Genomic DNA, 23,988 nt, shown 5'->3' with positions numbered 1-23,988 from the left:
CTCCCTCTCCCGGCGGGAGAGGGAAGGGGCCTGCCGCCGCACCGGTGGGACGGGTATGGCGATCGGCTAGAACCAGGCCCGTACGCCCGCGACGAACGACCAGCCGCCCGTCCGCTCGCCAGCGGCTCGCGCATGGTCGGCGGTTCGTCCGACCGAACGCTCCCATTCGACGCCGAGATAGGGCGCGAACTCCGGCACGAATTCGTAGCGCAGGCGTAATCCCGCTTCCACTTCCGTCAGCCCGGCACCTACGCGCAGCTCGGTGATGTCCTGCGCCGACAGGCCGAGCTCGACGCGCGGTTGCAGGATCAACTGGTTGGTTATGCGCTGGTCGTATTCGGCCTCGACCCGCGCGGTCAGCTCACCCTTTGTGGAGAGGAAGGCGGCGGCATCGATCTCGAACCAATAGGGCGCGAGCCCCTGGATGCCGAGCGCGAGCTGCGTACGGTCCGGGCCGTGGCCGAAGTCGTGGCGGACGCCGCCCTGAAGGTTGAACCACGGGTTGATCGCGCGGCTGTAGAGCGCTTGAAGCTCGGCGGATTCGAGCGGCTCGCCAAACGTGCCGTCGGCTGCGAACTTGAGCCAGAGCCGATCATAGTCGCCCCCGAACCATGCCTCGCCCTCCACCGCATAGCCGTCGCGACCCTTTGCGGCGCGATATTCGAGCCGGTCGAGCAGGATACGGTTGTCGGTGAAGCCGCCATGCTCGGCATGGACTGCGCGGCGCGCCGGAGCCATCGCGTCGGCGCCCCAGATCGCATCGGCGGCATGGTCCGGTCCGCTGCGTGCGGCTGGCGGCGGGGCTGAACTGGGCGGCGCGGCGGGCGTTGCGGCGGCGGGCCGGCAATGCCCCATCGCCGCATGTTCCGGCGTGCAGGGGTCCGTAGCCGGCGGCGTCGGTAGCGGGGGCGCCGGCGACGACGGCGCGGGCGCCGCCGGCTGCTGCGGAAGCTGGCAATGGCCCATTGCCGCGTGCTCGGGCGTGCAGACCGGCCCAGCTGAGGGTTGCTGCCTGGGCGTTACGGCGGGATGCGGCTTTTCACGAGCGGCGGCCGCAGGTCGTGGGCGCGGGTTGGCGACCGGCTTGGGCTTTTGCCTGGCGACCGGCTTCGGCTTTGCGGCCGGCGTCATCTTGCAATGGCCCATGGCGGCATGTTCCGGTGTGCACTGGACGGCGGTGAGGAGGAGCGCGGCGAGCAGGCTCATTGCGCGCCTCCATCCGCCAGCGGACGGATCTTGACCACGTTCATCATGCCGGCGTGCATGTGATAGAGCAGGTGGCAGTGGAACGCCCAGTCGCCGGGCGCATCGGCGGTGAGGTCGAAGCTTGCCTTGCCGCCCGGCATCACGTTGACGGTGTGCTTGATCGGGTGACCGTGCGCCTGCCCCGTGACCAGCTCGAAGAAGTGCCCGTGAATGTGGATCGGGTGGTTCATCATCGAATTGTTGATGAGGTTGATCCGCACGCGTTCGTCGAGCGCGAGGCGAATCGGCTCGGCCCCCTCGTTCATCTTCTTCCCGTCGAACGACCACATGAACTTCTCCATGTTGCCGGTGAGGTGGATGTCGATGCTGCGGGCGGGTGGGCGCTTGTCTGGAAAGGGCACCAGCGGGGCGAGTTGATGATAGGTAAGCACGCGGTGCGGCACTTGTTCCAGCCCCAGTGGGCGATCGCCGGTGCGATCGACCGGCATGGGCGCGATCATATCCACGCCGACGCCGACTTTCACGCTGGGCGGAACGAGCGACTTGTCGCGCATGCTGTGGTCCATCTTCATCGACGCGCCGGGCGCGCAATGGCCCATCGCCGCGTGCTCGGCGGTGCAATGGTCCATGCCGTCCATTCCTCCGGCGGCTGTCCCACCATGCTGCGCATGGCCGGAGCCTGGGCCGCCCATGCCCATGTCCTTCATGCCGAGCGTCGGGCGTTCGCGCAGCGCCGGCACGGGCGCGGTCATGCCGAGCCGCGGGGCGAGGGTGGCGCGCGTGAGGCCTGACCGGTCGATCGATTCGGCGACCAGTGTATAGGCCCGGTCGGCCGGAGCGACGATCACGTCATAGGTTTCCGCGACCGAGATCTGCAGCTCGTCGGTTTCGACCGGCTTCACGTCCATGCCGTCGGCCTGCACGACGGTCATTGGCAGGTCGGGAATGCGAAGGTTGAAGATCGTCATCGCCGAGGCGTTGATGATGCGGAGGCGAACTCGCTCGCCGGGCGTGAACAGCCCAGTCCAGTTCTCGGCCGGGCCGTGGCCGTTGACGAGATAGGTGTAGGTCGAAGCGGTCACGTCGGCGATGTCGCTGGGGTCCATGCGCATCCGGCCCCACATCGCGCGGTCAGCGGCGGACATGCTGCCGCTGGTCGCAGTCTGACGGTTGCGGTTGAAATAGCCACCGCGCGCCTTCAGCTTGGCGATCACTTCATGTGGGTGGCGGAAGGTCCAGTCGGACAGCACGATCACATGTTCGCGATCATAAGGTGCAGGCTCCGCGCCGGCGGGATCGATCACGATCGGGCCGTAATGGCCCATCTGCTCCTGCAGGCCGGAATGCGAGTGATACCAATAGGTGCCGGCCTGTTTCACCGGGAACTCGTAGGTGAAGGTCGAGCGCGGCTTGATGCCGGGGAAGCTGATGCCGGGCACCCCGTCCATGTGGAAGGGAAGGATGAGACCGTGCCAGTGGATCGAGCTGTCCTCGTCCAGCGCATTCTCAACATGCAGGCGGACGTTCTGCCCCTCGCGCAGGCGGATCAGCGGGGCGGGGAGGACACCGTTGAGCATGATGGCATGGCCGGTGCGGCCGCCGACGTCGAACATGCCGTGCGCGATGCGCAGGCGGATATCCTCGCCCGACAGCGGGGGAGAAGTCGGGCGCAGGCCGGGCGAGCCGGTCTGTGCCCAGGCGGGATAAGGAAGCGCCAGGCCGGACAGGCCAAGCGCGCCGGCGCGCAGCACGCCGCGGCGTTTGATGGTGGTGGTCATCGGTTCGTTCCTGAGATCGGATCAGATCGGCGGCCGCGACGGGCCGCACAGCGGATCGCTCAGGCCGGGCGAGGTGGCGGCGGTTCGTGATCGATCAGGATGCCGGCAAGCGCTGGCATGATGGGCAAGGCCAGCGCTGCGCGGCGGTGCGCGACGCGATCGGGCAGGCGGGCAATGCCGACCTCCACGCCGAAACACGCGCCCATGCAGCGGAACTGCTTGGCCGGCGCCGGGTGGTCACGATCGGCTGCCGAGCTGTCGGGCATGTCGGCGCAATGGCTGGCGGCCACGGTGCCCGCGTCGGCGACGCGCTCGCCGGCCATCGCCAGCGGGGCCAACAGCAGTCCGCAGACGACTGCCAGGGTGAAGAGCCAGCGGCGCAACATCACGCAAGTCTAGGCGTGGCGAGTGCGCGCCGCAAGGCGGTCAGCCGGTCGGGCAGGGCGCACTGTCGAGGCCGGCAAGGTGTGCGATGCGCAATGCCTCAGGCAGGCCGCGCACGCCCAGGCGGCGCATCATCCGCACGCGGTGCATCTCGATCGTGCGGATGCTGAGGCCGAGATCGAAGGCGATGATCTTGTTCGGCTTGCCCGCGGCGAGGCAGGCCAGCACCTCGCGCTCGCGCGTGCTGAGCGCCTCTACCCGCCGGATCGCCTCGATCATGCTTTGGTCGCGCTGTGCGTCGTCGCGCAGCTGTACGGCGGCGGCGGCCACGATGGCGAGCAGCGTCGCCTGTTCCAGCGGCTTTTGCAGGAAATCGAACGCGCCGCCCTTCATCGCGCGCACGGCGCAGGCGACATCTCCGCCGCCCGTCATCAGGATGACCGGCGTGGCCGGGCGGCGGCACTTCACCGTGTCAAGCAGCGCCAGCCCATCCATGCCCGGGATCCAGAGATCCGCAACCAGTGGTGCGATGGGGAGATAATCGAGCTCGTCGAGATAATCCTGACTTTCGGCGAACACTCGCGGCGCATATCCGGCGGTTTCGAGCATGTACCACAGCGCGCGGCGCATTGCGGCATCGTCGTCGACGATATGGACGGCCGTGCGCGGCGGCCGGATGGGCGCGTGTTTCAAACCTGCCTCTTCGCAGTGAGCGAGCTAACCTGCTGTAAGGTACAGAAAAACTTCGGCATGTTGGCGCGTCGACCGGTCCAATCCGGGTTAATCATCCGCAAGATCCGGCGGATGCGCCTGCGCCGCTGAAATGCGCGGTTTGCCTGAAGGTCCGTGCCGCGGTCGACGCCGTACCGCGCCGCGAAGTGCCGCCTTGATCGCGTAAAACCACCGTATCGGCCGCGCCGCCGCCGCCGCGATAGCTGCACACAATGGTAAGCGCGCCGGCAGCAGATCGAACCCCACGAACACATCGAAGAACAGCGCGAGTGATCGGTCCGAAACGGATCGAAATAGGCGCCGACAGACGGATCTGAACTGGGGGGAGGCATGCGCATATTGGTCAACGGCCGACCGAGCGGAATGATGTTGATCGCGCTCGGAACGGTCCTGGGGCTGGGACTGATCACCATCGGCATCGTGCGGTTCAACAATCGTGCGATGGTGCCGCAGGGCGCCGTCGCCCAGCCCGAGATGAAGCTGTCGCGGCTGGTCACCGCCGCCAAGCCGATCGAACGCGGCCAGCTGATCAAGGCCAGCGACCTCAAGGCGACGCTGGTGTTCGGCGCGCCGCCGGCGCATTCGATCGTGACGCCCGCCCAGGCGATCGGGCGCATCGCGACCGTCGATATCCAGCCACAGCAGCTGATCCTCAGTTCGCTGGTCTCGTCCGATCCGTCCGCCGCCGGGCTTGCCATGCTGGTGCCGGTGGGCCAGCGCGTGATCAGCATCGACACGACCGACGAGATTGCGGTCGGCGGCTTCCTGCGTCCCGGCGACACGGTCGACATCGAAATCGTGCTGCCGAGCGAAGCACTGGGCGGGACGAGTGGCGTGGATCGCAGCGAATCGCACACGCTGCTCCAGAACATCAAGGTGCTGACCGTTGGCCCGACGCTGAGCGAGGCCGATCCCAAGGCGAAGGACGCCGATGCCGCGGCGAAGGCCGCGCAGCAGAAGCGATCGCTGACGCTGGCGATGGCGCCCGAGCAAGTGGGCCAGCTGACGCTCGCACGGAAGATCGGGCGTTTCTTCCTGGTGCTGCGCAATCCGCGGGACGAGGCGATCGTGCCGCCGGGCCGCACCACGCTGACCGGCCTGCGCAATGGCGAGGCGCCGCGTGAGGCGATCACGGGCGCGCCGCAAGCCTATTCCCCCGCGCCGCGCCGCCAGCCGGCCGCGCAGCCCCGGCCGGTCGAACTGATCGTCGGCGGCGAACGCCAGATCATCTATTCGGGAGGCCGCTGATGCGCCCGCTTCTTACCTCGGTCGCTATGTCGGCCTGTGTCGCCGCTGCCCCGGCCCTGGCCCAGAGCCAGGAAGTCGAGGTCGGCGCGAGCCGCACCCTGTCGGCGCGCGGCGCAATCCGCCAGGTCATCGTCGACGTGCCCGGCGTGATCGATGCGCAATTGCAGGGCAGTCGCCGATTGCAGGTCCAGGGCGTAAGGCCCGGCCGTGCGACGGTGACGCTGGTGAGCAGCGCCGGGCGCAGCAGCCATGTCATTGAGGTGGTCGAGGCCGGCACGATAGAGGCCGCCGAGTTCCGCCGCCGCCTGGGTGAGGAACGTGGCGCCGAGAATGTCATGGTCGAGCGCAAGGGCGGCCAGTATATCCTCATGGGGCAGGTCGGCGATGTGGCGACCCATAATCGGATCGTCTCGGCCGCGCGGGCACTGGCCGGCGACAAGCTGGCAGACCAGTTGCAGATCGCCGGCAACCAGATGGTCGCCGTCGACGTGCGCTTTGTCGCGGTGTCGGACACGACGCTCAAGTCGCTTGGCTTCAACTTCTCGAAGCTGGCCGGCGGGTTTCAGAGCGCGCTGGTCGCGCCCAACGGCCTCAATGGCTTTGAGTTCAACCGCAACGGGCTGCAGATCGATGGCGCCGCGCCGTTGCAGAACGCGTTCAACCTGTTCCTCGCCAGCCGTGGCAACGGGCTGTTGAGCGTGATCAGCGCGCTGTCGGACACGGGTCTCAGCCAGGTGCTGGCGCAACCGACGCTGCTGGCCCGGTCGGGCGAGCAAGCCGAGTTCCTGGCCGGGGGTGACGTGCCCGTGCCGGTGCCGCAGGCCGGTGGCAATGGCGGGGTCATCACGGTCGAATATCGCCAATATGGCGTGCGGCTGAGCGTCGAACCCTATGTGCTGAGCAATGGGCGCATCGCGCTGAAGCTGGCGCCCGAGGTCAGCGAACTGGACTATGCCAATGGCGTAAGCCTGCAGGGCTTCCGCATCCCCGGCTTTCGCCGGCGCTCGGCGAACACGACGGTCGAACTGGGGGACGGCGAAAGCTTCGTCATCGCGGGCCTGAGCTATGCCAGCAGCAACCTGCAGGATGGCAAGGTGCCGCTGTTCGGCGACATTCCCGTTCTGGGGACGCTGTTCAAGCGCACGCAGGATAGCCGCGAGAAGCTGGAGCTCATCATCGTCGCGACGCCGCGGCTGGTGAACCCGATGACCGAGGCCGCAGTGCGCGCGATCGTGCCGCCGCCGCCGGGCGCACCGAAGCTGTCGCGCGGCATCGTCAATCCGGGCAGCGCGGAAAAGCGCGCCGCGTCCTTTGGCCTCAGCCGCTGACCGGAGCCGTCGACATGCACCGGGTCGCCCTGCTTGCCCATGATCAGTTCCTGATGGGCCGCGTGCGTGCCGCCGCCGCCGATCTGGCGGGGGTCAGCGTGCTGCCGATGCTGCCGAGCAAGTTCGCGCCGGAACTGGCGATGTTGAAGCCGGTGCTGGTGCTGGTCGATGCCGCCGGGCCCGAGACGCTGGCGATGCTGCCGCAGATCATCGCCAGCGTGGCGGCATCGGCCGGGGACGTGCCGGTGGTGACGATCGGCAACGCGGGCAATGCTGCCGACGTGCTGACCGCGGTGCGCGCGGGGTCGAACGACGTGATCGATCGCGAAGAGCCGATCGCCAATCTGCGCGCGCAGATCGAGCGGCGGCTGGCGGATACCGACCCGTGCAGGCCGGGGGAGGCATGCGGCTTTTCAGTCGTGCTGAACGCGCAGGCGGGCGGCGGCGGCGGGCTGTTCGCGCTCAACCTTGCCGTGCTGCTCGCGAGCCGCACCAAGGAGGCGCTGTATGTCGATTGCCAGTTGCCGGCGAGCGATGCCGGCGCGGCGCTTGACATCGGTATCTCCTATTCGCTGGCCGATGCCGCGCGCGACATCGGCCGGATGGACCGCACGCTGCTGCTCTCCGCCATCGCCCATCACGCGCCATCGAGCCTCAGCGTCCTACCGCTGGCGATACGGGCAAGCGACCAGCTCGGCATCTCGCACGAAGGGCTGCTGGCGGCGCTGCGCACGATCCGCCCGCTGTTCCGCAACCTGGTGCTGAATGCCGGTAGCCTGCGTGAGCCCGGCGTGCTGGACGTACTGTCCGATTGGGCGACGCGCGTACATCTGGTGGTGCCGCAGACCGTGACGGCGTTGCGCCACGCCAAGGCGTTGCTCGACGCGCTGCCGTCCCGCTTCGATGCCAGCGAGCGCGTGCAGCTGGTGGTCGACCAGTTCAGCCCGCGGATCGAATTGTCGCCGCAGAAGATGTGCGATGCGCTCGGCCTCGATCAGATGATCGCGTTGCCCGATGCGCGCGACGAGCTGATCAACGGCTTCAACATCGGCCGCCCCTATGTGCTGGCCAAGCCGCGGGCGCCATGGAGCCAGACGATCGCGGCGGCGGCGGGCGTTCCCGTCTGCGTCGAGCCGGCGCGGCCGCGCAGCCTGATCGGCGCATTTCGCAGGAAATCGGCATGACCATGCTTTCCTCTGCCTGGACCGCCCCGAGTTCGATCGGCACGCTGCCCGATGCCGCGGCGGCGTTCGGCCTGAGCGACGCCTATCAGGCGACCAAGTTCACGATCTTTGCTCAGGTGCTCGAACTGCTCGACCTGCGCAACATCGCGGCGGACGCCAGCTCCGCGCGCGCCGTGCGCACGACGATCGAGGAGGGCATCCAGCGGCAAGCCCTTCGGGAAGGCCTGGCGCTCAACTCGGCCGAGCGGGTGTGGCTGGCCGACGATATCTATCACGAGATCACGGGGCTCGGGCCGCTCGACCCGCTGCTCGCCGACCCTAGCATCGACGATATCATCGTCAATGGCGCGCGGCATGTGTTCGTCGAGCGCGCCGGGCAGCTGGAGATCGCGCCCGCGCGCTTCCGCGACGATGCGCATCTGATGACCATCATCCAGCGCATCGTCAGCGCCATCGGCCGGCGCGTGGACGAAGCCTCGCCGTTCGTCGACGCGCGGCTGGCCGATGGATCGCGCGTCAATGTGATCGTGCCGCCGATCGCGCTGGACGGCCCGATGCTGTCGATCCGCAAGTTCAAGCCCGAGCCGATGACGGGGCAGGAATATGTCCGCACCGGCGCGATGGACGATGCGATGCTGGCGTTCCTGGCAAATGCGGTGGAATCGCGGTTGAACATCCTGATCTGTGGCGGCACCGGATCGGGCAAGACGACGCTGCTCAACACCCTGTCCGGCTATATCGGCGAGCGCGAGCGGCTGATCACGATCGAGGACGCGGCCGAACTGCGCCTGCGCCAGAGCCATGTCGTGCGGCTGGAGACGCGGCCGCCGACGCTGGATGGCGCGCGCGAGGTGCCGGCGCGCGACCTGCTCCGCAACGCACTGCGCATGCGGCCGGATCGCATCATCCTGGGCGAGGTGCGCGGGACCGAGGCGGTCGAGATGCTTCAGGCGATGAGCACCGGCCATGCCGGGTCGATGGCGACCGTCCACGCCAACAGCGACCGGGAGGCGCTCTCGCGGATCGAGATGCTGCTGAATTTCGGCGGCCTGCAGACCGACCTTAAGACGCTGCGCCGCTACATTGCGAGCAGCATCGAGCTGATCGTGCACATTCAGCGCATGGGCGATGGGCGGCGGCGCATCCATTCCATTGCCGAGGTGATGGGGCTTGAGGGCGACACCTTCGTGCTCAACCAGCTTTATCGCTTCGTGCCGGTCTCGCCGATGTCGGGGGAGGGCGGGTTCGAGCAGTTGTCGAACCGGCCGTTCTTCGCCGATCGGCTCAAGCGGCCGGTGAGCGTGGCGCAGGGGTGGGCGGCATGATGACCCTGGCGTTTCTGCTGAGCGGGCTGGCGCTGATGCTGACCGTGGCGGTGGCGGCGCAGCGGATGTTGCGCGAGCGAGCGGCGGCGGCGCTGGTGCTGGACACCCGGCTGAGCGCGCTGCGCCCGAGCGCGGTGGCAGTGGCGCGGTCCGACTTGCCCTGGCTTGCATGGATCGAAGCACGGGTTCCGGCTTTCCTGAAGCGCAACCTGGCGCGGGCGGACGTGACGATCGCGGCGCGTTTCCTGAACGGCTATGGCGTGACGCTGTTGCTCGCCGTCATGGTGGCGACATGGCTGGCGGGCGTGCTGGGCCTCGTGCTGGCGCTGCTTGCCGGCGGGGCACTGCCGTTGTTGTGGATCAAGCATCTGGCTGATCGCCGCATCGGTCAGTTCATCGACCTGCTGCCGCATTATCTCGAGGCGATCCGCCAGCTGTTGCTGGTCGGCAACTCGTTTCAGCAGGCGCTGACAAAAGCGACGAACGACGCGGGCGTGGCGGTGCGCCGCTACCTCGATCCGGCCGTGCGCCGCATCGCCAACGGCGCGTCGGTGAGCGATGCGCTGGATGCGGTCGCCGAGCGGATCGACCTGACCGAACTGCACATGGTCGTCGCGGCGGTACGCACCAACCAGCGGACTGGCGGCAGTATCGCGCCGATGCTGGTGGCGCTCGCGACATTGCTGCGCGACCGGGCGCGGGTGATACGCGAGTTGAAGGCGGCGAGTGCGGAGACGCGACTGTCCGCCGCGGTGCTGTGCGGCCTGCCGCCGCTCGCCTTCCTGCTCATCTCGGCAATCAACTATGACTATATGCGCTATATGTGGGAGACCGCAGGCGGGCGGCGGCTGTTACTCGTCGGGCTCGGCTTCCAGACCGTCGGCGTGCTGGTCATGCGTCGCCTCATGCGGCTGCAATTCTGATGTGGGGCGTGGCGGAATTCGCGCTGATGGCGCTGGCCGGGCTGTTGTGCGCCGGACTGCTGACGCGCGGCACGATGCAGCTTGCGGGCGAGCGGCGGCTTGGCGCGCGGCTCGATGCGCTGACGCAACCGGCCGAGCCCGCGACGGAGCGGGATCGGTCTGCGCTTGCGACGCTGCTGGCGGGTGGGGGCGAAGCGCGCGCCGAGATCGATCGGCAGCTGGGCGCGGCAGGCTATGTTTCGAAGAACGGCGTGCTGATGTTCGGGCTGGCGCGACTGGGCGCGACGCTGGGGAGCGGGGTGGCGCTGTACTGGCTGCTGTCGCTCACCGGCCTGCCGGGCGCGTTGCGTGTCGCCCTGCCGGTCGCCGTGTCGGCGGCGGTGTTCCTGCTCACCCGGCTGGTGCTGCACATGCGCAGCGCGCGGCGGGCGCGGCAAATCCGCGCCGAACTGCCCTTCACGCTCGATATCATGGTGATGATGGTCGAGAGCGGCGCGAGCGTGGACCAGTGTTTCCGCAGCTTTGCCGCGAGCGAAGGGCGCGCCGCGCCGCTCACCCGGATCGCCACCCAGGCGCTGGTCGAGGATATCGCGCGCGGCATGCCCTATGACCTGGCGCTCGGCCGCTGGTCCGACCGGCTGAGCGTGGACGGCGCGCGCGAACTGGCGAGCGTGCTGCGCCAGTCGCTGGCGCAAGGCACCGAGCTTGCCCCGACGCTGCGCGAGTTCGCGCGCGAATTCGCCGAGCGGCGCGTGTTCGTCGCGCGCGAAGCGATCGGCCGCAAGACGACCCAGATGACGATCGCAATGCTGGTGCTGCTGATGCCGGCGCTGATGATCGTGCTGGCTGGGCCAGCCGTGTCGACGCTGGGCACCACCATCAAGAAGATCAGCAGCAGCAAATGAGGAGCGAGAGGATGGCATTGCGGATTTACTGGCGAGCGAAGCGGCGGCGGTGCGTTGCCGAACTGGTGATCGCCGCGGGGCTGATTGCGCCGAGCCTGGCCTGGGCGAAGGATGAGCCGGCACCCCGCGTCACGGCGCGCGAAGCGATGGAGCGGCAGTTCGCCGCACCGGCCCCGGCCGAGCGTGCGACGATGAGCGCGGCCGAGGCGGTGGCGATCATGAAGAAATATCACGCGCGCATCGGCCAGATGATCGAGCCGAAGCGCGAGATGGGCGGGGATCGGCCCGGTCGATGACGCGCGCCCGGTTCACTTGGCTGGCCGCCGATCAGGGGGCCATCGCGCCTGCCACCGCAGTCTTGCTCGCGGTGCTGATCGGCATGGTCGGTTTGGTGACCGACAGCAGCGTCTGGTACGCGCAGCGTCGGCAGCTGCAGGCGGCGACCGACGTTGCCGCGCTCGCTGCCGCCCCCTATGCGGAAGATGCGGTGGCGGCGCGCGATGCGGCAAATGCTACGCTGGTGGCGAATGGGCTGGACCCGGCCGAGGCGGTGCTGACCTTCGCGACCGGGCAATATTGCACCGGCGAAGGCGTCGGCCAGCGCTTTCGCAGCGTCGGGTGCAGCGACGCGATCGACACCACCGGCAACGCCGTGCGGATCGAGACGGGGCTGGGCTCGCCACTGTTTCTTTCACGCCTGTTCAGTGAGCGGGCGGAGCGGCGGATCAGCGTGGTTTCGACCGCCGCCCGGATCAACCAGGCGGGTATCGAGGCGGGGACTGGTATCGCCAGCCTGAATGCGGGCCTGGCCAATGCGGTGCTGTCGTCGCTGGTTGGGGGATCGGTGTCGCTTAGTGCCGCGCAATATGACGGGTTGCTGAGGACGAATGTCGACGCGCTGACCTTTTTCGACGCGCTGGCGACGCGTTTGGGCGTGACCGGCGGCACTTACGAGCAGCTGCTGCAAGCCGATGTCGGGGTACGCGACGTGATCGCCGCGCAGATCGCCGCACTGGCCGCGCAAGGCCAGGTGGCGGAGGTGAGCGCCGCCATCGCCGGACTGCAGGCGTTGCAGGGGCAGATCGCGGGAAACCCTGCCATCGCGCTTGGTCGCCTGTTCGACCTTGGCCTGTGGCAGACGCGCCAGGTGGGCGATCGCGCCAGCACCAGCGCGCTGCGCGCCGGCATCAACCTGATGCAGCTGACCAGCTTCAGCCTGCAACTGGCCGACGGCAATCATTTCGCAACGGTGCCGGCAAGCACATTCGGCATCGGCAACCTCGCCAGCATTCGCGTCGCGGCCACTGCGATCGAGCCGCCGGTGCGGCCCTATTTCGCCTTCGGTCCCGAAGGCACGCGCGTGCACAGCGCGCAGGTGCGACTGAAGCTGGAGCTCGAGGTCCTTAACCTGGTGCCGCAGCTTGGCACGGGCGTTCGCGTGCCGCTGTATATCGAGGCGGCGAGCGGCGACGCACAAATCGACGAGATCGCCTGTTCGGGCGATCCGGCGCGGGACACGACCGTCACGGTCAGCGCCAATGGCGGGGTCGCCAACGTCTATATCGGTGCGCCGGCCGACGAGGCGATGAACAATTTCAGCCAGCCGGTGGCGCTGTCGCAGATCCGTCCGGTGCGCATCCTCAACCTTGGCCTGCCGGGCATCCTGACGCTGGCCGAAACCAGCGCGCGGGCGCACGTCGCCATCGGATCGACGCTGGCACCGAGCCGCACGCTGAACTTCGTTCAGCCGAGCGGGACGGTGAGCCAGCCGTTGCCGCCGACCTCGACCGGCGTGATCGGGCGACCGGCGAGCGGCACCCAGACCGCATCGTCGGTCGTGCGAGCGCGGGCGACCAGCACGCAGCTGGCCGGCAACCTGCTGGGCGGGCTTGCCGAGACGCTGTCGGTGCGTGCGTGCACGCTGTCGCTGCTCGGCGGCTGCCTGTTGCCGGTGACGCTTCAGGGTAGCCAGGTCGGTGCGCTCTATACCGTGCTCGATCCCGTGCTGACCGGCCTGGACGGCGTGGTCGATGGCCTGCTGCGCACGCTGGGCGTCCAGCTTGGCTATGTCGACGTTGCCGTCACCGGCGTGCGGTGCGGCCATCCGGTTCTCGTTTCGTGAATTCCCCCGGCGCCTGGGCAGCGCCGGTGGGCCAGTTCGTGCCCCAAGGAAGGAACCTGCCATGTTGAACAAGATCAAGCTGTTCGTCGCCGAAGACGATGGTGTCACCGCGGTGGAATATGCCGTGCTCGCCGTGCTCATCATCGCCGCCGTGGCGGCTGCGGTCACCGCATTCAGCGGATCGTTGACGACCGCCTTCGAAGCGATCGGCGATCGTCTGACCAACACGACGCTTTGATGAAGTCCGGAACGCGGGGGCGACGGATGAAGCGAGCATGGGGCCGTGCCGCCCGGCGGCTGTCGGCGTCGAACGGCGCGGTCGCGCTCGAATTCGCGCTCGTCGCCCCGCTGTTCCTGTTGCTGGTGTTCGGGACGATGATCTTCGCGATCTATTTCGCCACCTTCGTCGCCGTGATCCATGGATCGGCAGAGGGTGCGCGGGCTTCGATCGGCGGATTCACCAATGCCGAACGCTCGCAACTGGCGCGCGAGCGGGTGGACGCGCTGCTCACCGGATATCAGCCGCTGCTCAACCCCGCACGAGCGACGGTGACGACGCAAGCGACGGTATCGGGCGGGCGGCCGGCCTATCGCGTTTCGGTCGCCTATCCGGTCAGCGAGTTCGGATTTGGCTGGTTCTATGGCCTGATCGCCTCGGTCGGCGGAAACGGTCAGGCGCCGACCACCGTGTCCTTTTCGGTCACCGTCGCCAATGGAGGCTATTGATGGATATGATCGAGATCGTGGCGGCGGCGATGCTGTTGCTGCTGCTCGTGCCGATCACGGTTGTCGACCTGCGTGTGCGGCGGATTCCGAACAGCCTCAACGTCATGCTCGCGACGACCGGCATCGGCTTTCGCATGCTGACGGCACCGAACTGGCAGTCGCTCGCCTGGGCGCTGGCGGCGCCGATCGCGATCATCGCGCTGTTCCTGGCGCTGATCGGCGTGATGAAGCTGTTGCGGCGACGCGGCACGCTGGGGCTGGGCGATGTCAAATTCCTGGCTGCGGCGAGCCTGTGGGTCGGTTTCGTGGGCACTACCCTGGTGTTCGTGTGCGCCAGCCTGCTCGCCCTGCTGTTCACGTTGGCCCGGACCCCGTGGCGCAAGCTGGACCTGAAGGCCGCGATCCCGTTCGGGCCGTTTCTGGCCGTCAGCCTCGCGCTGATCTTCGTAACGGGCGCATCCTTCTAGCTGGCGGGCTGAGCGGTCGCGGCGGCGACTGCGGGCCTCGCCAGCTCCGCTTCCAGATCCGCCTTCTGCTGCGGGTCGGCGACCGTTGCGAGCAGTTGTCGTGCCGCGGCATCGTCGCCGGAGGCGGCGAGCGCAAGGATGAGGTTGTTGCGCGCACGCGCGTCACCGGCGTCGAGTTCCACCGCCTGGCGCAGGCGGAACACGGCGTCGCGAGGACGCTGCGCGCGCAGCAGCACGAAGCCATAGTCACTGAGATAGGCGGCCATGGTCGGCGCGCGCTGCACGGCCAGCGCGTAATTTGCGGCGGCGGCCGCCCAACGCTCGCTCAAGGCATCGATGCGGCCGAGCCCGGCATAAGCGGCGGCGGCCGCCTGCTTGCCGCGCGTCAGTTTCTGAAACACTGCCGCCGCCTCGGCATGGCGGGCGATATCGGTCAGGCAGTCGCCGCGCAGCAGGGCCGCGTCGTCAGAGCGCGGAAACTGGCGGTCGAATGCATCGAGATGCGCAAGCGCCGCATGGACCTGTCCCGCGCGGCGCAGGTTGCGGATCAGTGTGAGGTAGAGCGAGCGCGAGCGCGCATCGGTGCCGGTGAGCGTTGCGGGCGGCGCTGCGCCGTCCTGTCCGCTCGCCGCGGCGGTGCCCCACGGGAGCGACAGCAGCATGGCTGCAAGCAGGCAGTTGCGACGCAGGCGCATGGCGAATCCTCCCCTCGTGCCAGCGATATAGCGGAAGGAAGCGCGAGATAGGCGCGCCGTTCAGTCCGGAATGGACGTTACACGGCGCGCCGGGGCGGTGCGCAGCGCGTTCAGCCGTCGAGCACCGCATCGTCAAACAGGCCGAACGCGATGGTCGAGCCATAGAGCGCGATGGCACGCTCGCGCGGCATGGTGCCGGCCCATTTGCGCATGTCGAACGCGGCGTTCTGCATCGCCATCATCGTCTGGCTGGCGACGAGCGGGTCGATGGCGCGGATCGATCCTTCCGCAATGCCGTCCGACAACATGCCGGAATAGCGGCGCGCGATGCGGTTCGAGCGGTCGATCATCGTGGTCCGCACGCGCGGCTCAAGGCCATTTAGCGCGGTAGTGCGCAGCAGCGGGCCTTTTTCGGAGAACTGGAAATCGAGCAGCGTCGCGATCACGCTGGTTAGCCGCTGCCATTGATTGCCGGGCAGTTCCTCGGACAAACGCTGCGCGTCGGCGATGATGTCGAAGCTGCGCTTGTAGCATTCGATCACCAGTTCGTCCTTGGCATCGAGATGATGGTAGAAGCTGCCCTTGGTGACGTTGAGCTCGCTCGCGATCTTCTGCACCGAGGCGCCGCGATAGCCGAGTTCGTTGATCAGGCGCGTGGCGGCGAGCAGGAATGCCTCGCGCCCCGGCTCCGCCTCGTCATGCGTGAGGTCGAGCAGGCGCGGCGCCCAGCTGTCGCCGGGGGTCGCGATGCCGTGGCGGAAGACATCCATCAGCCGTTTGCCGACGCGATTATATTCGTCGATCTCGTAGCGGACGAGCCACGCGGGCAACCAGAAGGTGTTTTCGAGCAGCACATGCGCGCGTGCCCCGCGCAAATCGGTCTGTGCCCGACCGCCATCGGTGCCCCATAGCGCGCGCGTCTTGCGGAAGATCTGTTGCCAGCGCTGCATCAGCCGCTGGCGCACCTCACCCTCCATGGCGCGCAGGTCGGACAGGATCGCGAATGCCTTTTCCTCGCCGCGCTGGATCCGCGCCAGCCGCTCCATATTGGTGTCGAGGTAGCGGGCGACGCGCGCTTCGGGCGTTGCTTCGCCATGCGCCGCGTCGAGCATCGCATCCAGTCGGTCGAGCGTCACTTCGAACGCGGCGGCGGCAAGGTCTTCCTTGCGCTTGAAATAATAGGTGACACTGGTCGTATTGAGGCCGACGCGTTGCGCGACATCGGCGAAGGTCATCCCCTTCGCGCTCTGTTCGTTGATGACGTCGGCGGCCGCCGCGAGGATCGCGTCGCGCTTGGCACGGAATCGTTTGGTTTCCCCCCGCGCCTCTGCCGGGCCCGCTTCTTCGATCGTCATCCGGCCAGATTAGCAGCTTTGATTCGAAGATACAGTCATAATGCGGGTCAGGCGGTCATGGTGCGCCGCCGCAGCGGAAAATGGCGTCCAGCCCACTTTACCGAATATCGGGTATGGCGTAGTCAGGCGCAAACCGACGAATCTGGAGAGGTGCGGCATGGACTTCACGCTGAGCGAACGCGAAACCTTTTTCAGGGACCGCGTGAAGGCGTTCATCGACCAGTATATCACGCCGCGCACCGACACCTATCGCGAGCAGGTGCGAACCGGCGAGCGGTGGAAGGTGCTGCCGGTGATCGAGGAGTTGAAGCCGATCGCCCGGGCGCAAGGGCTGTGGAACTTCTTCATGCCCCCGCACTCCGGACAGAACCATGTCGACGACAGCTTCGAGTTCGAGGGGACGCAGCTCACCAACCTGGAATATGCGCTGTGCGCCGAGGAGATGGGGCGTGCGGGCTGGGCGAGCGAGGTGTTCAACTGTTCGGCACCGGACACCGGCAACATGGAAGTGCTGCACCGCTATGGCACCCGCGCGCAGAAGGACCGGTGGCTGAAGCCACTGATGGACGGCGAGATCCGCTCCGCCTTTCTGATGACCGAGCCCGACGTCGCATCGTCCGACGCCACCAATATCCAGACGTCGATGGTGCGCGACGGCGACCACTATGTCATCAACGGACGCAAATGGTGGTCGTCGGGCGTGGGCGACCCGCGCTGCGCCGTCGCGATCGTGATGGGCAAGACCAATCCCGACGCCTCCCGCCACGCCCAGCAGAGCCAGATCCTGGTGCCGATGGACACGCCGGGCGTCCGAGTCGAGCGGATGCTTTCGGTGTTCGGGTATGACCACGCCCCGCACGGACATGGCGAGGTCGTGCTGGAGAATGTGCGCGTGCCGGTCGAGAACCTGTTGCTGGGCGAAGGGCGCGGGTTCGAGATCGCGCAGGGCCGGCTGGGGCCGGGGCGCATTCACCATTGCATGCGCTCGATCGGCGTGGCCGAGGGCGCGCTGGAGCTGATGTGCAAGCGACTGGTCAGCCGCGTGGCGTTCGGCAAGCGGATCGCCGACCATTCGGTGTGGGAGCAGCGCGTTGCCGAAGCGCGATCGAACCTCGAGATGATGCGGCTCCTCTGCCTCAAGGCCGCGGACATGATGGACAAGGCGGGCAACAAGTCGGCGCAGCTGGAAATCGCGATGATCAAGGCGATGGGGCCGCGCATGACGCTGCAGATCCTGGACGATGCGATCCAGGCATTCGGCGGGGCGGGCGTGTCGGGCGACACGCCGCTCGCCAGCGCCTGGGCGAGCATGCGCACGCTGCGCTTTGCCGACGGACCCGACGAAGTCCACAACCGCGCCATCGCACGGAGCGAGTTCGGAAAATACGGGGAATTCAAGGTCGACCGCCCGTCCAGTGGCGACATGGCCGTGGCGCGGTAAGGAGCGGGCAGTTGAAGGCAGCGGTTCTGTTCGAGGCGAAGCAGCCCCTCGAGATCCACGACATCCAGATATCCAAGCCGGGGCCGCGCGAAGTGCTGATCCGCACGGCAGCGTGCGGGGTGTGCCGGTCCGATTTGCACTTCGTCGACGGTGCCTACCCGCACGTCATGCCGACGGTGCCCGGGCATGAGGCGGCCGGGGTGGTCGAGGCGGTTGGCAGCGACGTGACGCGGCTGAAGCCGGGCGATCATGTCATCAGCTTCTTCACCGTCTTTTGCGGATCATGCGAGTTCTGCGTGTCGGGACGGCCGTCGCTGTGCGTCGACAGCTCGACCCGGCGGCCCAAGGATGCCGAGCCGCGCCTGAAGCTGAACGATGGAACGCCGGTTGCGCATTTCCTCAACCTCTCGGCCTTTGCCGAACAGATGCTGATCCACGAAAATGCCTGCGTCGCGATCAGCAAGGATATGCCGCTCGATCGCGCTGCGCTGCTCGGCTGTGCGGTGATGACCGGGGCGGGATCGATCTTTCGCGACAGCAAGGTGACGCCGGGCGAGACGGTGGCGGTGATCGGCTGTGGCGGTATCGGCCTGGCTGCGATCAATGCGGCCAAGATCGCGGGCGCGAGCAAGATCGTCGCGATCGATCCCGTGCCCGAAAAGCGCGCGCTCGCCCGCAAGCTGGGCGCGACGCACGACTTCGATGCGATGGCGCACGACGCGGTCGCGCAGGTGCTCAAGCTGACCGATGGCGGGGTGAACTATGCGATCGAGGCCGTTGGTCGGCCGAGCAGCGCGGAGATGGCGTGGAACGTGCTGCGGCGCGGCGGCACCGCGACCATCCTGGGCATGATCGCGCCGGGCCAGTCGGTCAGCATCCCAGGTCCTACCTTCCTGTCGGGCAAGAAACTGCAGGGTTCGCTCGCCGGATCGATGCAGTTCCCAATCGACATGCCGCGGCTGGTGCAGATGTATCTCGATGGCGTGCTCGACCTCGACACGATGGTCGCCGAGCGAATCCGGCTCGAGGACGTCAATCACGCCTTCGACAATCTGCGCAAGGGCGACGCCGTGCGATCGGTGATCGAGTTCAGCTGATGGAGGCCGTCAGCGATCTCGACACGGGCAAGCTCACCGCATGGATGGCGGCGAATGTCGCCGGCTTTGCAGGGCCGCTGACTTACGCCAAGTTCGAGGGCGGGCAGAGCAATCCAACGTATCGCATCGATGCCGCGAGCGGATCCTATGTGTTGCGGCGCAAGCCGTTCGGGCCGCTGCTTCCGTCGGCCCATGCGGTGGATCGCGAGTTCCGGCTGATCGCCGGGCTGCATCCAACCGGCTTCCCCGTGCCGCAGCCCTATGGCTTGTGCGAGGACGACGGCGTGGTCGGGTCGGCCTTCTACGTGATGGAGCTGGTCGAGGGCACGACCTATTGGGACGGGTCGCTGCTAAACAAGACCCCGGCGCAGCGCACCGCGATCTATCACGAGATCTGCGACCGGCTCGCACAGCTGCACCAGACCGACTACGTGGCGGCGGGCCTTGGCGAATACGGCAAGCCGGGCAGCTATTTCGAGCGGCAGGTCGGCCGCTGGACCAAACAGTACCGGCTGGCGCAGACCGACGACCTGACCGATGTCGAGCGGCTGATCGAATGGCTGCCGCGCACGCTGCCGCCACAGACGCGCACGTCGATCGTGCATGGCGATTACCGCATCGACAACATGATCTTCGATCACGAACAGCCGCGCGTGAAGGCCGTGCTCGATTGGGAGCTGTCGACGCTGGGCGACCCGATGGCGGATTTTTCGTACCTGCTGATGAACTGGTTCGTGCCAGCCAACGGCGCGTCGGGGATCGCGGGGCTGCCGGGTGCTGAGACGGGCATCCCGACGGTCGAGCAGATGGTCGAGCGCTACTGCGCCGCGACGGGCCGAGACGGCATTCCTGACCTCAACTGGTATTTCGCTTTCGGTCAGTTCCGGCTGATGAGCATCGTCCAGGGGATCAAGAAGCGGCTGCTGGACGGCAATGCCAGCAACGCGAAGGCCGAGGAAACCGCCGCGCGCGTGCCGGGGCTGGCGGCGAGCGCGTGGCATTTCGCGGAATTGGCGGGAGCGTGAAGGCATGAAATTGTTCGACCTGACCGGCAAGGTCGCGATCGTCACCGGCAGCTCGCGCGGAATTGGCAAGGCATCGGCAGAGGCGCTGGCCGATCACGGCGCGAAGGTGGTGATCTCGAGCCGCAAGCAGGATGCCTGCGACGCGGTTGCCGCGGCGATCAACGCGAAACATGGCGAGGGTACGGCCATTGCCATCGCCGCCAGCATCTCCGACAAGGACGCGCTGGCGGGGCTGGTCGCGGAAACGCGTGCGTCCCTCGGGCGGATCGACGTGCTGGTCTGCAATGCCGCGTCCAATCCCTATTACGGGCCGCTTGCCGACATCGAGGACGATCAGTTCCGCAAGATACTGGACAACAACATCATCGCGAACCACTGGCTGATCCAGCTGTGTGCGCCCGAGATGCGCGAGCGCAAGGACGGGGCGATCATCATCGTGTCGTCGATCGGCGGCCTGCGCGGGTCGCCGGTGATCGGGGCTTACAACGTGTCCAAGGCGGCCGACTTCCAGCTGGCGCGTAACTATGCGGTCGAATACGGCCCCGACAACGTCCGGGTGAATTGCATCGCCCCGGGGCTGATCAAGACCGATTTCGCGCGTGCGCTGTGGGAGAACCCGGAGGCGGAAAAGCGAGTGAACCAAGGCACGCCGCTGCGCCGGCTGGGCGACCCGGAGGATATCGCGGGGGCCGTGGTCTACCTCGCTTCGCCGGCCGGCCGCTACATGACCGGACAGGCAATGGTGGTCGATGGCGGGGTGACGATCTGATGGCGCGCTTTGCCGGCAAGTCGATCATCGTCACCGGCGCGGGCAGCGGAATCGGCCGCGCGGCATCATTGCTGTTCGCGGCGGAGGGCGGGCGCCTGATCGTCGCCGACAAGACGGAAGGCGCCGAAGAAACCGCTCAGGCGATCGGCGAGGCGGGCGGCACGGCCCGGGCGATCCGTATCGATGCGGGCAGCGAGGCCGAGGTCGTTGCGGCGGTCGAACTGGCGGTTGCCGAGTTCGGCGGGCTGGACGTGTTCTTTGCCAATGCCGGCATTTCCGGCGGGATGGCCAATATCTTCGACACCACGCCCGAGTTGATGGCAGAAGTGCTGCGCGTCAACCTGATCGGCCCGTTCCTGGCGATCAAGCATGGCGCGCCCAGGATCGCCGAACGAGGCGGCGGGGCGATCGTGCTGACCGCGAGCGTCGCCGGCATCCGATCGGGCGCGGGAAGCCCGGCCTATTCCGCGTCGAAGGCGGGGGTCATCAACCTGGCCATGACGGCGGCGCAGCAGCTGTCCGGGTCGAACGTGCGAGTCAACGCGCTGTGCCCCGGCCTCACTGAGACGGGCATGACCCAGCGCGTGTTCGACTATGCGCGCGAAGCAGGAAAGATCGACAAGGTTGGGCGGTTGAACCCGCTGCGCCGCGGTGCGCAGGCCGAGGAACTGGCGCGCGCGGCGCTGTTCCTGGCGTCGGACGATGCGAGCTATGTGAATGGACAGGCGCTCGCGGTGGATGGCGGGCTATCGTCCAGTCATCCCGTGACGCGGCAGGAATATGGACTGACCGCCGTCTGACTTGCATCCGCAGCGGCTGGGTGAAGTTGATGGCCCGCCCGGGGATGGGATAACCCAGTGCGTAGAGCGAATCCGCTATAGCATCGGCCGCGGGGCGCGTCGAGCGCGGTCAGCTGGCAGTCGATTGCAGCACGTCGGCAAACATGACTCGGGCGACGACGCTGCGCGACTCATTTTCGATGTCGAGCGCTTCGCGGCGCAGGCGCATCGGGTCGGCGGCGCGGGCGATCGCGGTACGGGCGATACGATTGGCTTCGGCCAGCGCTTCGTCGAGGTTGCGAAGTTCGCAGCGAACATCGTCGGGGCAGGCGGCGGCATCGCGGCGGTGGAAATAAAATAAAGGCACCGCTCGGCTCCTCCTGACCGGAGCGGCCCCATGCCGCCCCTGCCCAGTAGAACCGCAATGAAATCAATTCGTTCCGTCAGCGCTCGCGCTTGCGGATCAACCCTTCTTGCGACGTGCTGGCCACCAGCCGCCCGTCGCGCGTGTAGACCCGGCCGCGATTGAAGCCGCGCGCATGACCGGCCCAGGGGCTGTCGCACGCATAGAGCAGCCATTCGTCGGCGCGGAACGGCTCATGCAGCCACACCGCGTGGTCAAGGCTGGCGGTCTGCATGCCCGGCGTCTGCCAGTTGACGCCGTGCGGCAGCATCGACGTACCCATCAGCGCCATGTCGGAGGCATAGGCGAGCACGGCGCGATGGACGGCAGGATCGTCGGGCAGGGGGCTGAGCGCGCGGATCCAGCACTGCCAGACCGGCTCCGCCTTTTGCGGATCGATCCAGTCGCGCGGCTGGCACGGCCGCATCTCGATCGGGCGCCGGCGCAGGAAAAAGGGGCGAAAGCGCTCCGGGATTTCGTCGATGCGTTCGCGGCGGAGTTCCTGTTCGGTCTTCAGGCCCTCGGGCGGCGGCACGTCGGGCATCGTGTCCTGGTGATGAAGCCCGCCCTCGTCGCGCTGGAACGAGGCGGTCATCGAGAGGATCGGCGTACCGCGTTGCATCGCGATCACGCGGCGCGTTGCAAAGCTGCCCCCGTCGAAGTCGCGCACCACGCGATAGGTGATCGGGAAATTCTCGTCCCCCGGCCGCATGAAATAGGCGTGCAGCGAATGCGCGACCTTGTCCTCGACCGAGCGCTGCGCCGCCTGAAGGCCCTGCGCGATCACCTGGCCCCCGAACACGCGCCCGACGCCGCCCGGCTGGCGATGGCCGCGATAGAGATCGACGTCGAGTTCCTCGACATCGAGCACCGCCAGCAGTTCGGCGACGATGTCCGCGTCGGAGCGGCGGGGGCGGCTTTCGTCGGTCATTCAATATCCATTGGCGCGAGCGAACTGGTCGGCATGGAAGTTGGCGTCGCCGAACATCTCGGCAAGGACACGTGCACGCTTCATGTAGAAGCCGATGTCATATTCGTCGGTCATGCCGATGCCGCCATGCATCTGCACCCCTTCCTGCACCGCGAGCGTCGAGGCAAGCCCCGCCATCGCCTTGGCGACATTCACCGCCTCGCTCGCCTGCGCGTCGCCGGCGTCCAGCAGTTGCTGCGCCTTCAACACTGCCGCGCGCGCGACCTCCATCTCGGCATAGAGGTGCGCGGCGCGATGCTGAAGCGCCTGGAAGCTGCCGATCGGTACGCCGAACTGCTTGCGCTCCTTGAGGTAACCGACCGTCATATCCATCGCGCCGCCGCCGACGCCGAGCATTTCGGCGGCAACGCCCGTGCGACCCGCGGCGAGCAGACGGGCAAGCACGGCGCGTCCGCCATCGATCTCACCAATCACGGCGTCGGCATCGATCTCAACGCCGTCGAAGGTCATTCGTGCGGCGAGGCTGGCATCGGCGAGCCGCTGGGGATCGGCAGTAAGGCCAGCGGCGTCCTTCGCGACGGCAAACAGCGTGACCCCGGCATCATCCTCGGGCGATCCGGCAGTCCGCGCCGCGACGAGCAGCAGGTCGGCGGCATGGCCGTGCGTGACGAACTGCTTGGTACCGGTAAGCTTGAAGCCGTTGCCGGAGCGTTCAGCCTTCATCGCCACCGCATTGCCATGCTTGGCGCGCTCGTCGATCGCGAGTGCGGCGACCGTCTCGCCGGCGAGGATGCCGGGATACCAGCGTTGCGCGAGCGCGCTGCCCTTGAGCGCCTCGACGGCGGCGACAGCGGTCGTGAGGAACGGGGAGGGGGAGAGGTTGCGCCCGACCTCCTCCAGCACCACGCCGGCCTCGACATGGCCGAGGCCCAGGCCGCCATCGGCTTCCGGGATGAGGATGCCGGTGAACCCCATATCGGCGAACTGCTTCCACAGGTCGCGGGAAAAGCCGGTGGCGTCCCCGGCGTCGCGCAGGCCGCGCATATGGCTTACGGGGGCGGCTTCGGCCACGAATTGCTGCGCAGCATCCCGCAGCATGGTTTGTTCTTCGTTGAGGAACAAAGGCATTATCGTCTTCCTTCGTCATCCCGGCCTTGTGCCGGGA

At 67.5% G+C, this 23,988-nt stretch carries 25 protein-coding genes; 16 read left to right on the top strand and 9 right to left on the bottom strand.

Going from position 1 to position 23,988, the window contains the following annotated elements; all coding sequences use genetic code 11:
• Nucleotides 1-66: 66 nt before the first annotated feature.
• From BFL28_RS20155 to BFL28_RS10085, 4 genes are read right to left on the bottom strand one after another with little or no spacing between them, the layout of a single operon-like run.
• Nucleotides 67-1,206 (bottom strand): copper resistance protein B, encoded by a 1,140-nt coding sequence (locus tag BFL28_RS20155; protein WP_079247056.1) that lies wholly within the window; start codon nucleotides 1,204-1,206, stop codon nucleotides 67-69.
• Entirely contained in the window at nucleotides 1,203-2,984 is a 1,782-nt protein-coding gene (locus BFL28_RS10095; protein ID WP_069320437.1) for a copper resistance system multicopper oxidase, read from the bottom strand. Before BFL28_RS10095 ends, BFL28_RS20155 begins: the two co-directional genes overlap by 4 nt.
• A 59-nt stretch (nucleotides 2,985-3,043) precedes the next feature.
• The gene (locus BFL28_RS10090) at nucleotides 3,044-3,370 is read right to left on the bottom strand and encodes a hypothetical protein (protein ID WP_069320436.1); all 327 of its coding nucleotides are present in this window, start codon (nucleotides 3,368-3,370) and stop codon (nucleotides 3,044-3,046) included.
• A 40-nt stretch (nucleotides 3,371-3,410) separates the two neighbouring features.
• On the bottom strand, nucleotides 3,411-4,061 hold the full coding sequence (locus tag BFL28_RS10085; protein ID WP_241527287.1) for a response regulator transcription factor: 651 nt from the start codon (nucleotides 4,059-4,061) through the stop codon (nucleotides 3,411-3,413).
• A gap of 405 nt (nucleotides 4,062-4,466) precedes the next feature.
• Here BFL28_RS10085 and cpaB point away from each other — a divergent pair, with 405 nt between their 5' ends.
• The 11 genes from cpaB (at nucleotide 4,467) to BFL28_RS10035 (ending at nucleotide 14,328) form a co-directional block, all read left to right on the top strand.
• On the top strand, nucleotides 4,467-5,348 hold the full coding sequence (gene cpaB / locus BFL28_RS10080) for a Flp pilus assembly protein CpaB (protein ID WP_173655722.1): 882 nt from the start codon (nucleotides 4,467-4,469) through the stop codon (nucleotides 5,346-5,348).
• Entirely contained in the window at nucleotides 5,348-6,676 is a 1,329-nt protein-coding gene (locus BFL28_RS10075; protein WP_069320434.1) for a type II and III secretion system protein family protein, read from the top strand. The genes cpaB and BFL28_RS10075 overlap by 1 nt, the downstream gene beginning before the upstream one ends.
• A 14-nt stretch (nucleotides 6,677-6,690) precedes the next feature.
• On the top strand, nucleotides 6,691-7,860 hold the full coding sequence (locus BFL28_RS10070) for a hypothetical protein (protein WP_069320433.1): 1,170 nt from the start codon (nucleotides 6,691-6,693) through the stop codon (nucleotides 7,858-7,860).
• Nucleotides 7,857-9,185: a TadA family conjugal transfer-associated ATPase gene (locus BFL28_RS10065; RefSeq protein ID WP_069320574.1), complete on the top strand. Its 1,329-nt coding sequence runs from the start codon at nucleotides 7,857-7,859 to the stop codon at nucleotides 9,183-9,185. The genes BFL28_RS10070 and BFL28_RS10065 overlap by 4 nt, the downstream gene beginning before the upstream one ends.
• A complete protein-coding gene (locus BFL28_RS10060) occupies nucleotides 9,182-10,108 on the top strand; it encodes a type II secretion system F family protein (protein WP_131818629.1) in 927 nt (308 codons plus the stop codon). Before BFL28_RS10065 ends, BFL28_RS10060 begins: the two co-directional genes overlap by 4 nt.
• A complete protein-coding gene (locus tag BFL28_RS10055; protein WP_069320432.1) occupies nucleotides 10,108-11,013 on the top strand; it encodes a type II secretion system F family protein in 906 nt (301 codons plus the stop codon). Before BFL28_RS10060 ends, BFL28_RS10055 begins: the two co-directional genes overlap by 1 nt.
• Nucleotides 11,014-11,024: 11 nt before the next feature.
• On the top strand, nucleotides 11,025-11,309 hold the full coding sequence (locus tag BFL28_RS10050) for a hypothetical protein (protein ID WP_069320431.1): 285 nt from the start codon (nucleotides 11,025-11,027) through the stop codon (nucleotides 11,307-11,309).
• Complete coding sequence (locus BFL28_RS10045; RefSeq protein WP_069320430.1) at nucleotides 11,306-13,135, top strand: pilus assembly protein TadG-related protein; 1,830 nt, start codon at nucleotides 11,306-11,308, stop codon at nucleotides 13,133-13,135. The genes BFL28_RS10050 and BFL28_RS10045 overlap by 4 nt, the downstream gene beginning before the upstream one ends.
• A gap of 61 nt (nucleotides 13,136-13,196) precedes the next feature.
• Nucleotides 13,197-13,373: a Flp family type IVb pilin gene (locus BFL28_RS20930; RefSeq protein ID WP_158011643.1), complete on the top strand. Its 177-nt coding sequence runs from the start codon at nucleotides 13,197-13,199 to the stop codon at nucleotides 13,371-13,373.
• A 26-nt stretch (nucleotides 13,374-13,399) separates the two neighbouring features.
• On the top strand, nucleotides 13,400-13,861 hold the full coding sequence (locus BFL28_RS10040) for a TadE family protein (RefSeq protein WP_069320429.1): 462 nt from the start codon (nucleotides 13,400-13,402) through the stop codon (nucleotides 13,859-13,861).
• Nucleotides 13,861-14,328 (top strand): prepilin peptidase, encoded by a 468-nt coding sequence (locus tag BFL28_RS10035; RefSeq protein WP_069320428.1) that lies wholly within the window; start codon nucleotides 13,861-13,863, stop codon nucleotides 14,326-14,328. Before BFL28_RS10040 ends, BFL28_RS10035 begins: the two co-directional genes overlap by 1 nt.
• On the opposite strand, the gene BFL28_RS10030 is transcribed toward BFL28_RS10035, so the two are convergent.
• Entirely contained in the window at nucleotides 14,325-15,023 is a 699-nt protein-coding gene (locus tag BFL28_RS10030) for a tetratricopeptide repeat protein (RefSeq protein WP_069320427.1), read from the bottom strand. The genes BFL28_RS10035 and BFL28_RS10030 overlap by 4 nt on opposite strands.
• A 110-nt stretch (nucleotides 15,024-15,133) precedes the next feature.
• Nucleotides 15,134-16,378, bottom strand: a complete 1,245-nt coding sequence (locus BFL28_RS10025; RefSeq protein ID WP_119184581.1) for a TetR/AcrR family transcriptional regulator — start codon at nucleotides 16,376-16,378, stop codon at nucleotides 15,134-15,136.
• Nucleotides 16,379-16,535: 157 nt separating this feature from the next.
• On the opposite strand from BFL28_RS10025, the gene BFL28_RS10020 reads away from it, so the two are divergent.
• Genes BFL28_RS10020 through BFL28_RS10000 form a run of 5 tightly spaced genes read left to right on the top strand, consistent with a single transcriptional unit; the run spans nucleotide 16,536 to nucleotide 21,510 of the window.
• Nucleotides 16,536-17,819 (top strand): acyl-CoA dehydrogenase family protein, encoded by a 1,284-nt coding sequence (locus BFL28_RS10020; protein ID WP_069320426.1) that lies wholly within the window; start codon nucleotides 16,536-16,538, stop codon nucleotides 17,817-17,819.
• A gap of 11 nt (nucleotides 17,820-17,830) precedes the next feature.
• On the top strand, nucleotides 17,831-18,916 hold the full coding sequence (locus tag BFL28_RS10015) for a Zn-dependent alcohol dehydrogenase (RefSeq protein WP_069320425.1): 1,086 nt from the start codon (nucleotides 17,831-17,833) through the stop codon (nucleotides 18,914-18,916).
• Entirely contained in the window at nucleotides 18,916-19,941 is a 1,026-nt protein-coding gene (locus BFL28_RS10010) for a phosphotransferase family protein (RefSeq protein WP_069320424.1), read from the top strand. Before BFL28_RS10015 ends, BFL28_RS10010 begins: the two co-directional genes overlap by 1 nt.
• A 4-nt stretch (nucleotides 19,942-19,945) precedes the next feature.
• Nucleotides 19,946-20,710 carry an SDR family oxidoreductase gene (locus BFL28_RS10005; RefSeq protein WP_069320423.1) on the top strand — a complete coding sequence of 255 codons (765 nt, stop codon included), beginning with the start codon at nucleotides 19,946-19,948 and terminating at the stop codon, nucleotides 20,708-20,710.
• A complete protein-coding gene (locus tag BFL28_RS10000) occupies nucleotides 20,710-21,510 on the top strand; it encodes an SDR family NAD(P)-dependent oxidoreductase (protein WP_069320422.1) in 801 nt (266 codons plus the stop codon). The genes BFL28_RS10005 and BFL28_RS10000 overlap by 1 nt, the downstream gene beginning before the upstream one ends.
• A 109-nt stretch (nucleotides 21,511-21,619) precedes the next feature.
• On the opposite strand, the gene BFL28_RS09995 is transcribed toward BFL28_RS10000, so the two are convergent.
• The 3 genes from BFL28_RS09995 to BFL28_RS09985 form a co-directional block, all read right to left on the bottom strand.
• Nucleotides 21,620-21,856 carry a DUF6894 family protein gene (locus BFL28_RS09995; protein ID WP_069320421.1) on the bottom strand — a complete coding sequence of 79 codons (237 nt, stop codon included), beginning with the start codon at nucleotides 21,854-21,856 and terminating at the stop codon, nucleotides 21,620-21,622.
• A gap of 76 nt (nucleotides 21,857-21,932) precedes the next feature.
• Nucleotides 21,933-22,823, bottom strand: coding sequence for an acyl-CoA thioesterase (locus BFL28_RS09990; protein WP_069320420.1), 891 nt, complete (start codon nucleotides 22,821-22,823; stop codon nucleotides 21,933-21,935).
• A complete protein-coding gene (locus tag BFL28_RS09985; RefSeq protein ID WP_069320419.1) occupies nucleotides 22,824-23,951 on the bottom strand; it encodes an acyl-CoA dehydrogenase family protein in 1,128 nt (375 codons plus the stop codon).
• Between the last annotated feature and the right edge of the window lie 37 nt (nucleotides 23,952-23,988).

This window comes from Sphingomonas turrisvirgatae (genome assembly GCF_001721295.1).
GTDB classification, from domain to species: domain Bacteria; phylum Pseudomonadota; class Alphaproteobacteria; order Sphingomonadales; family Sphingomonadaceae; genus Sphingomonas; species Sphingomonas turrisvirgatae.
The sequence above is the reverse complement of the archived record's forward strand: the minus strand, read 5'-3'. Positions and strand labels throughout refer to the sequence as shown.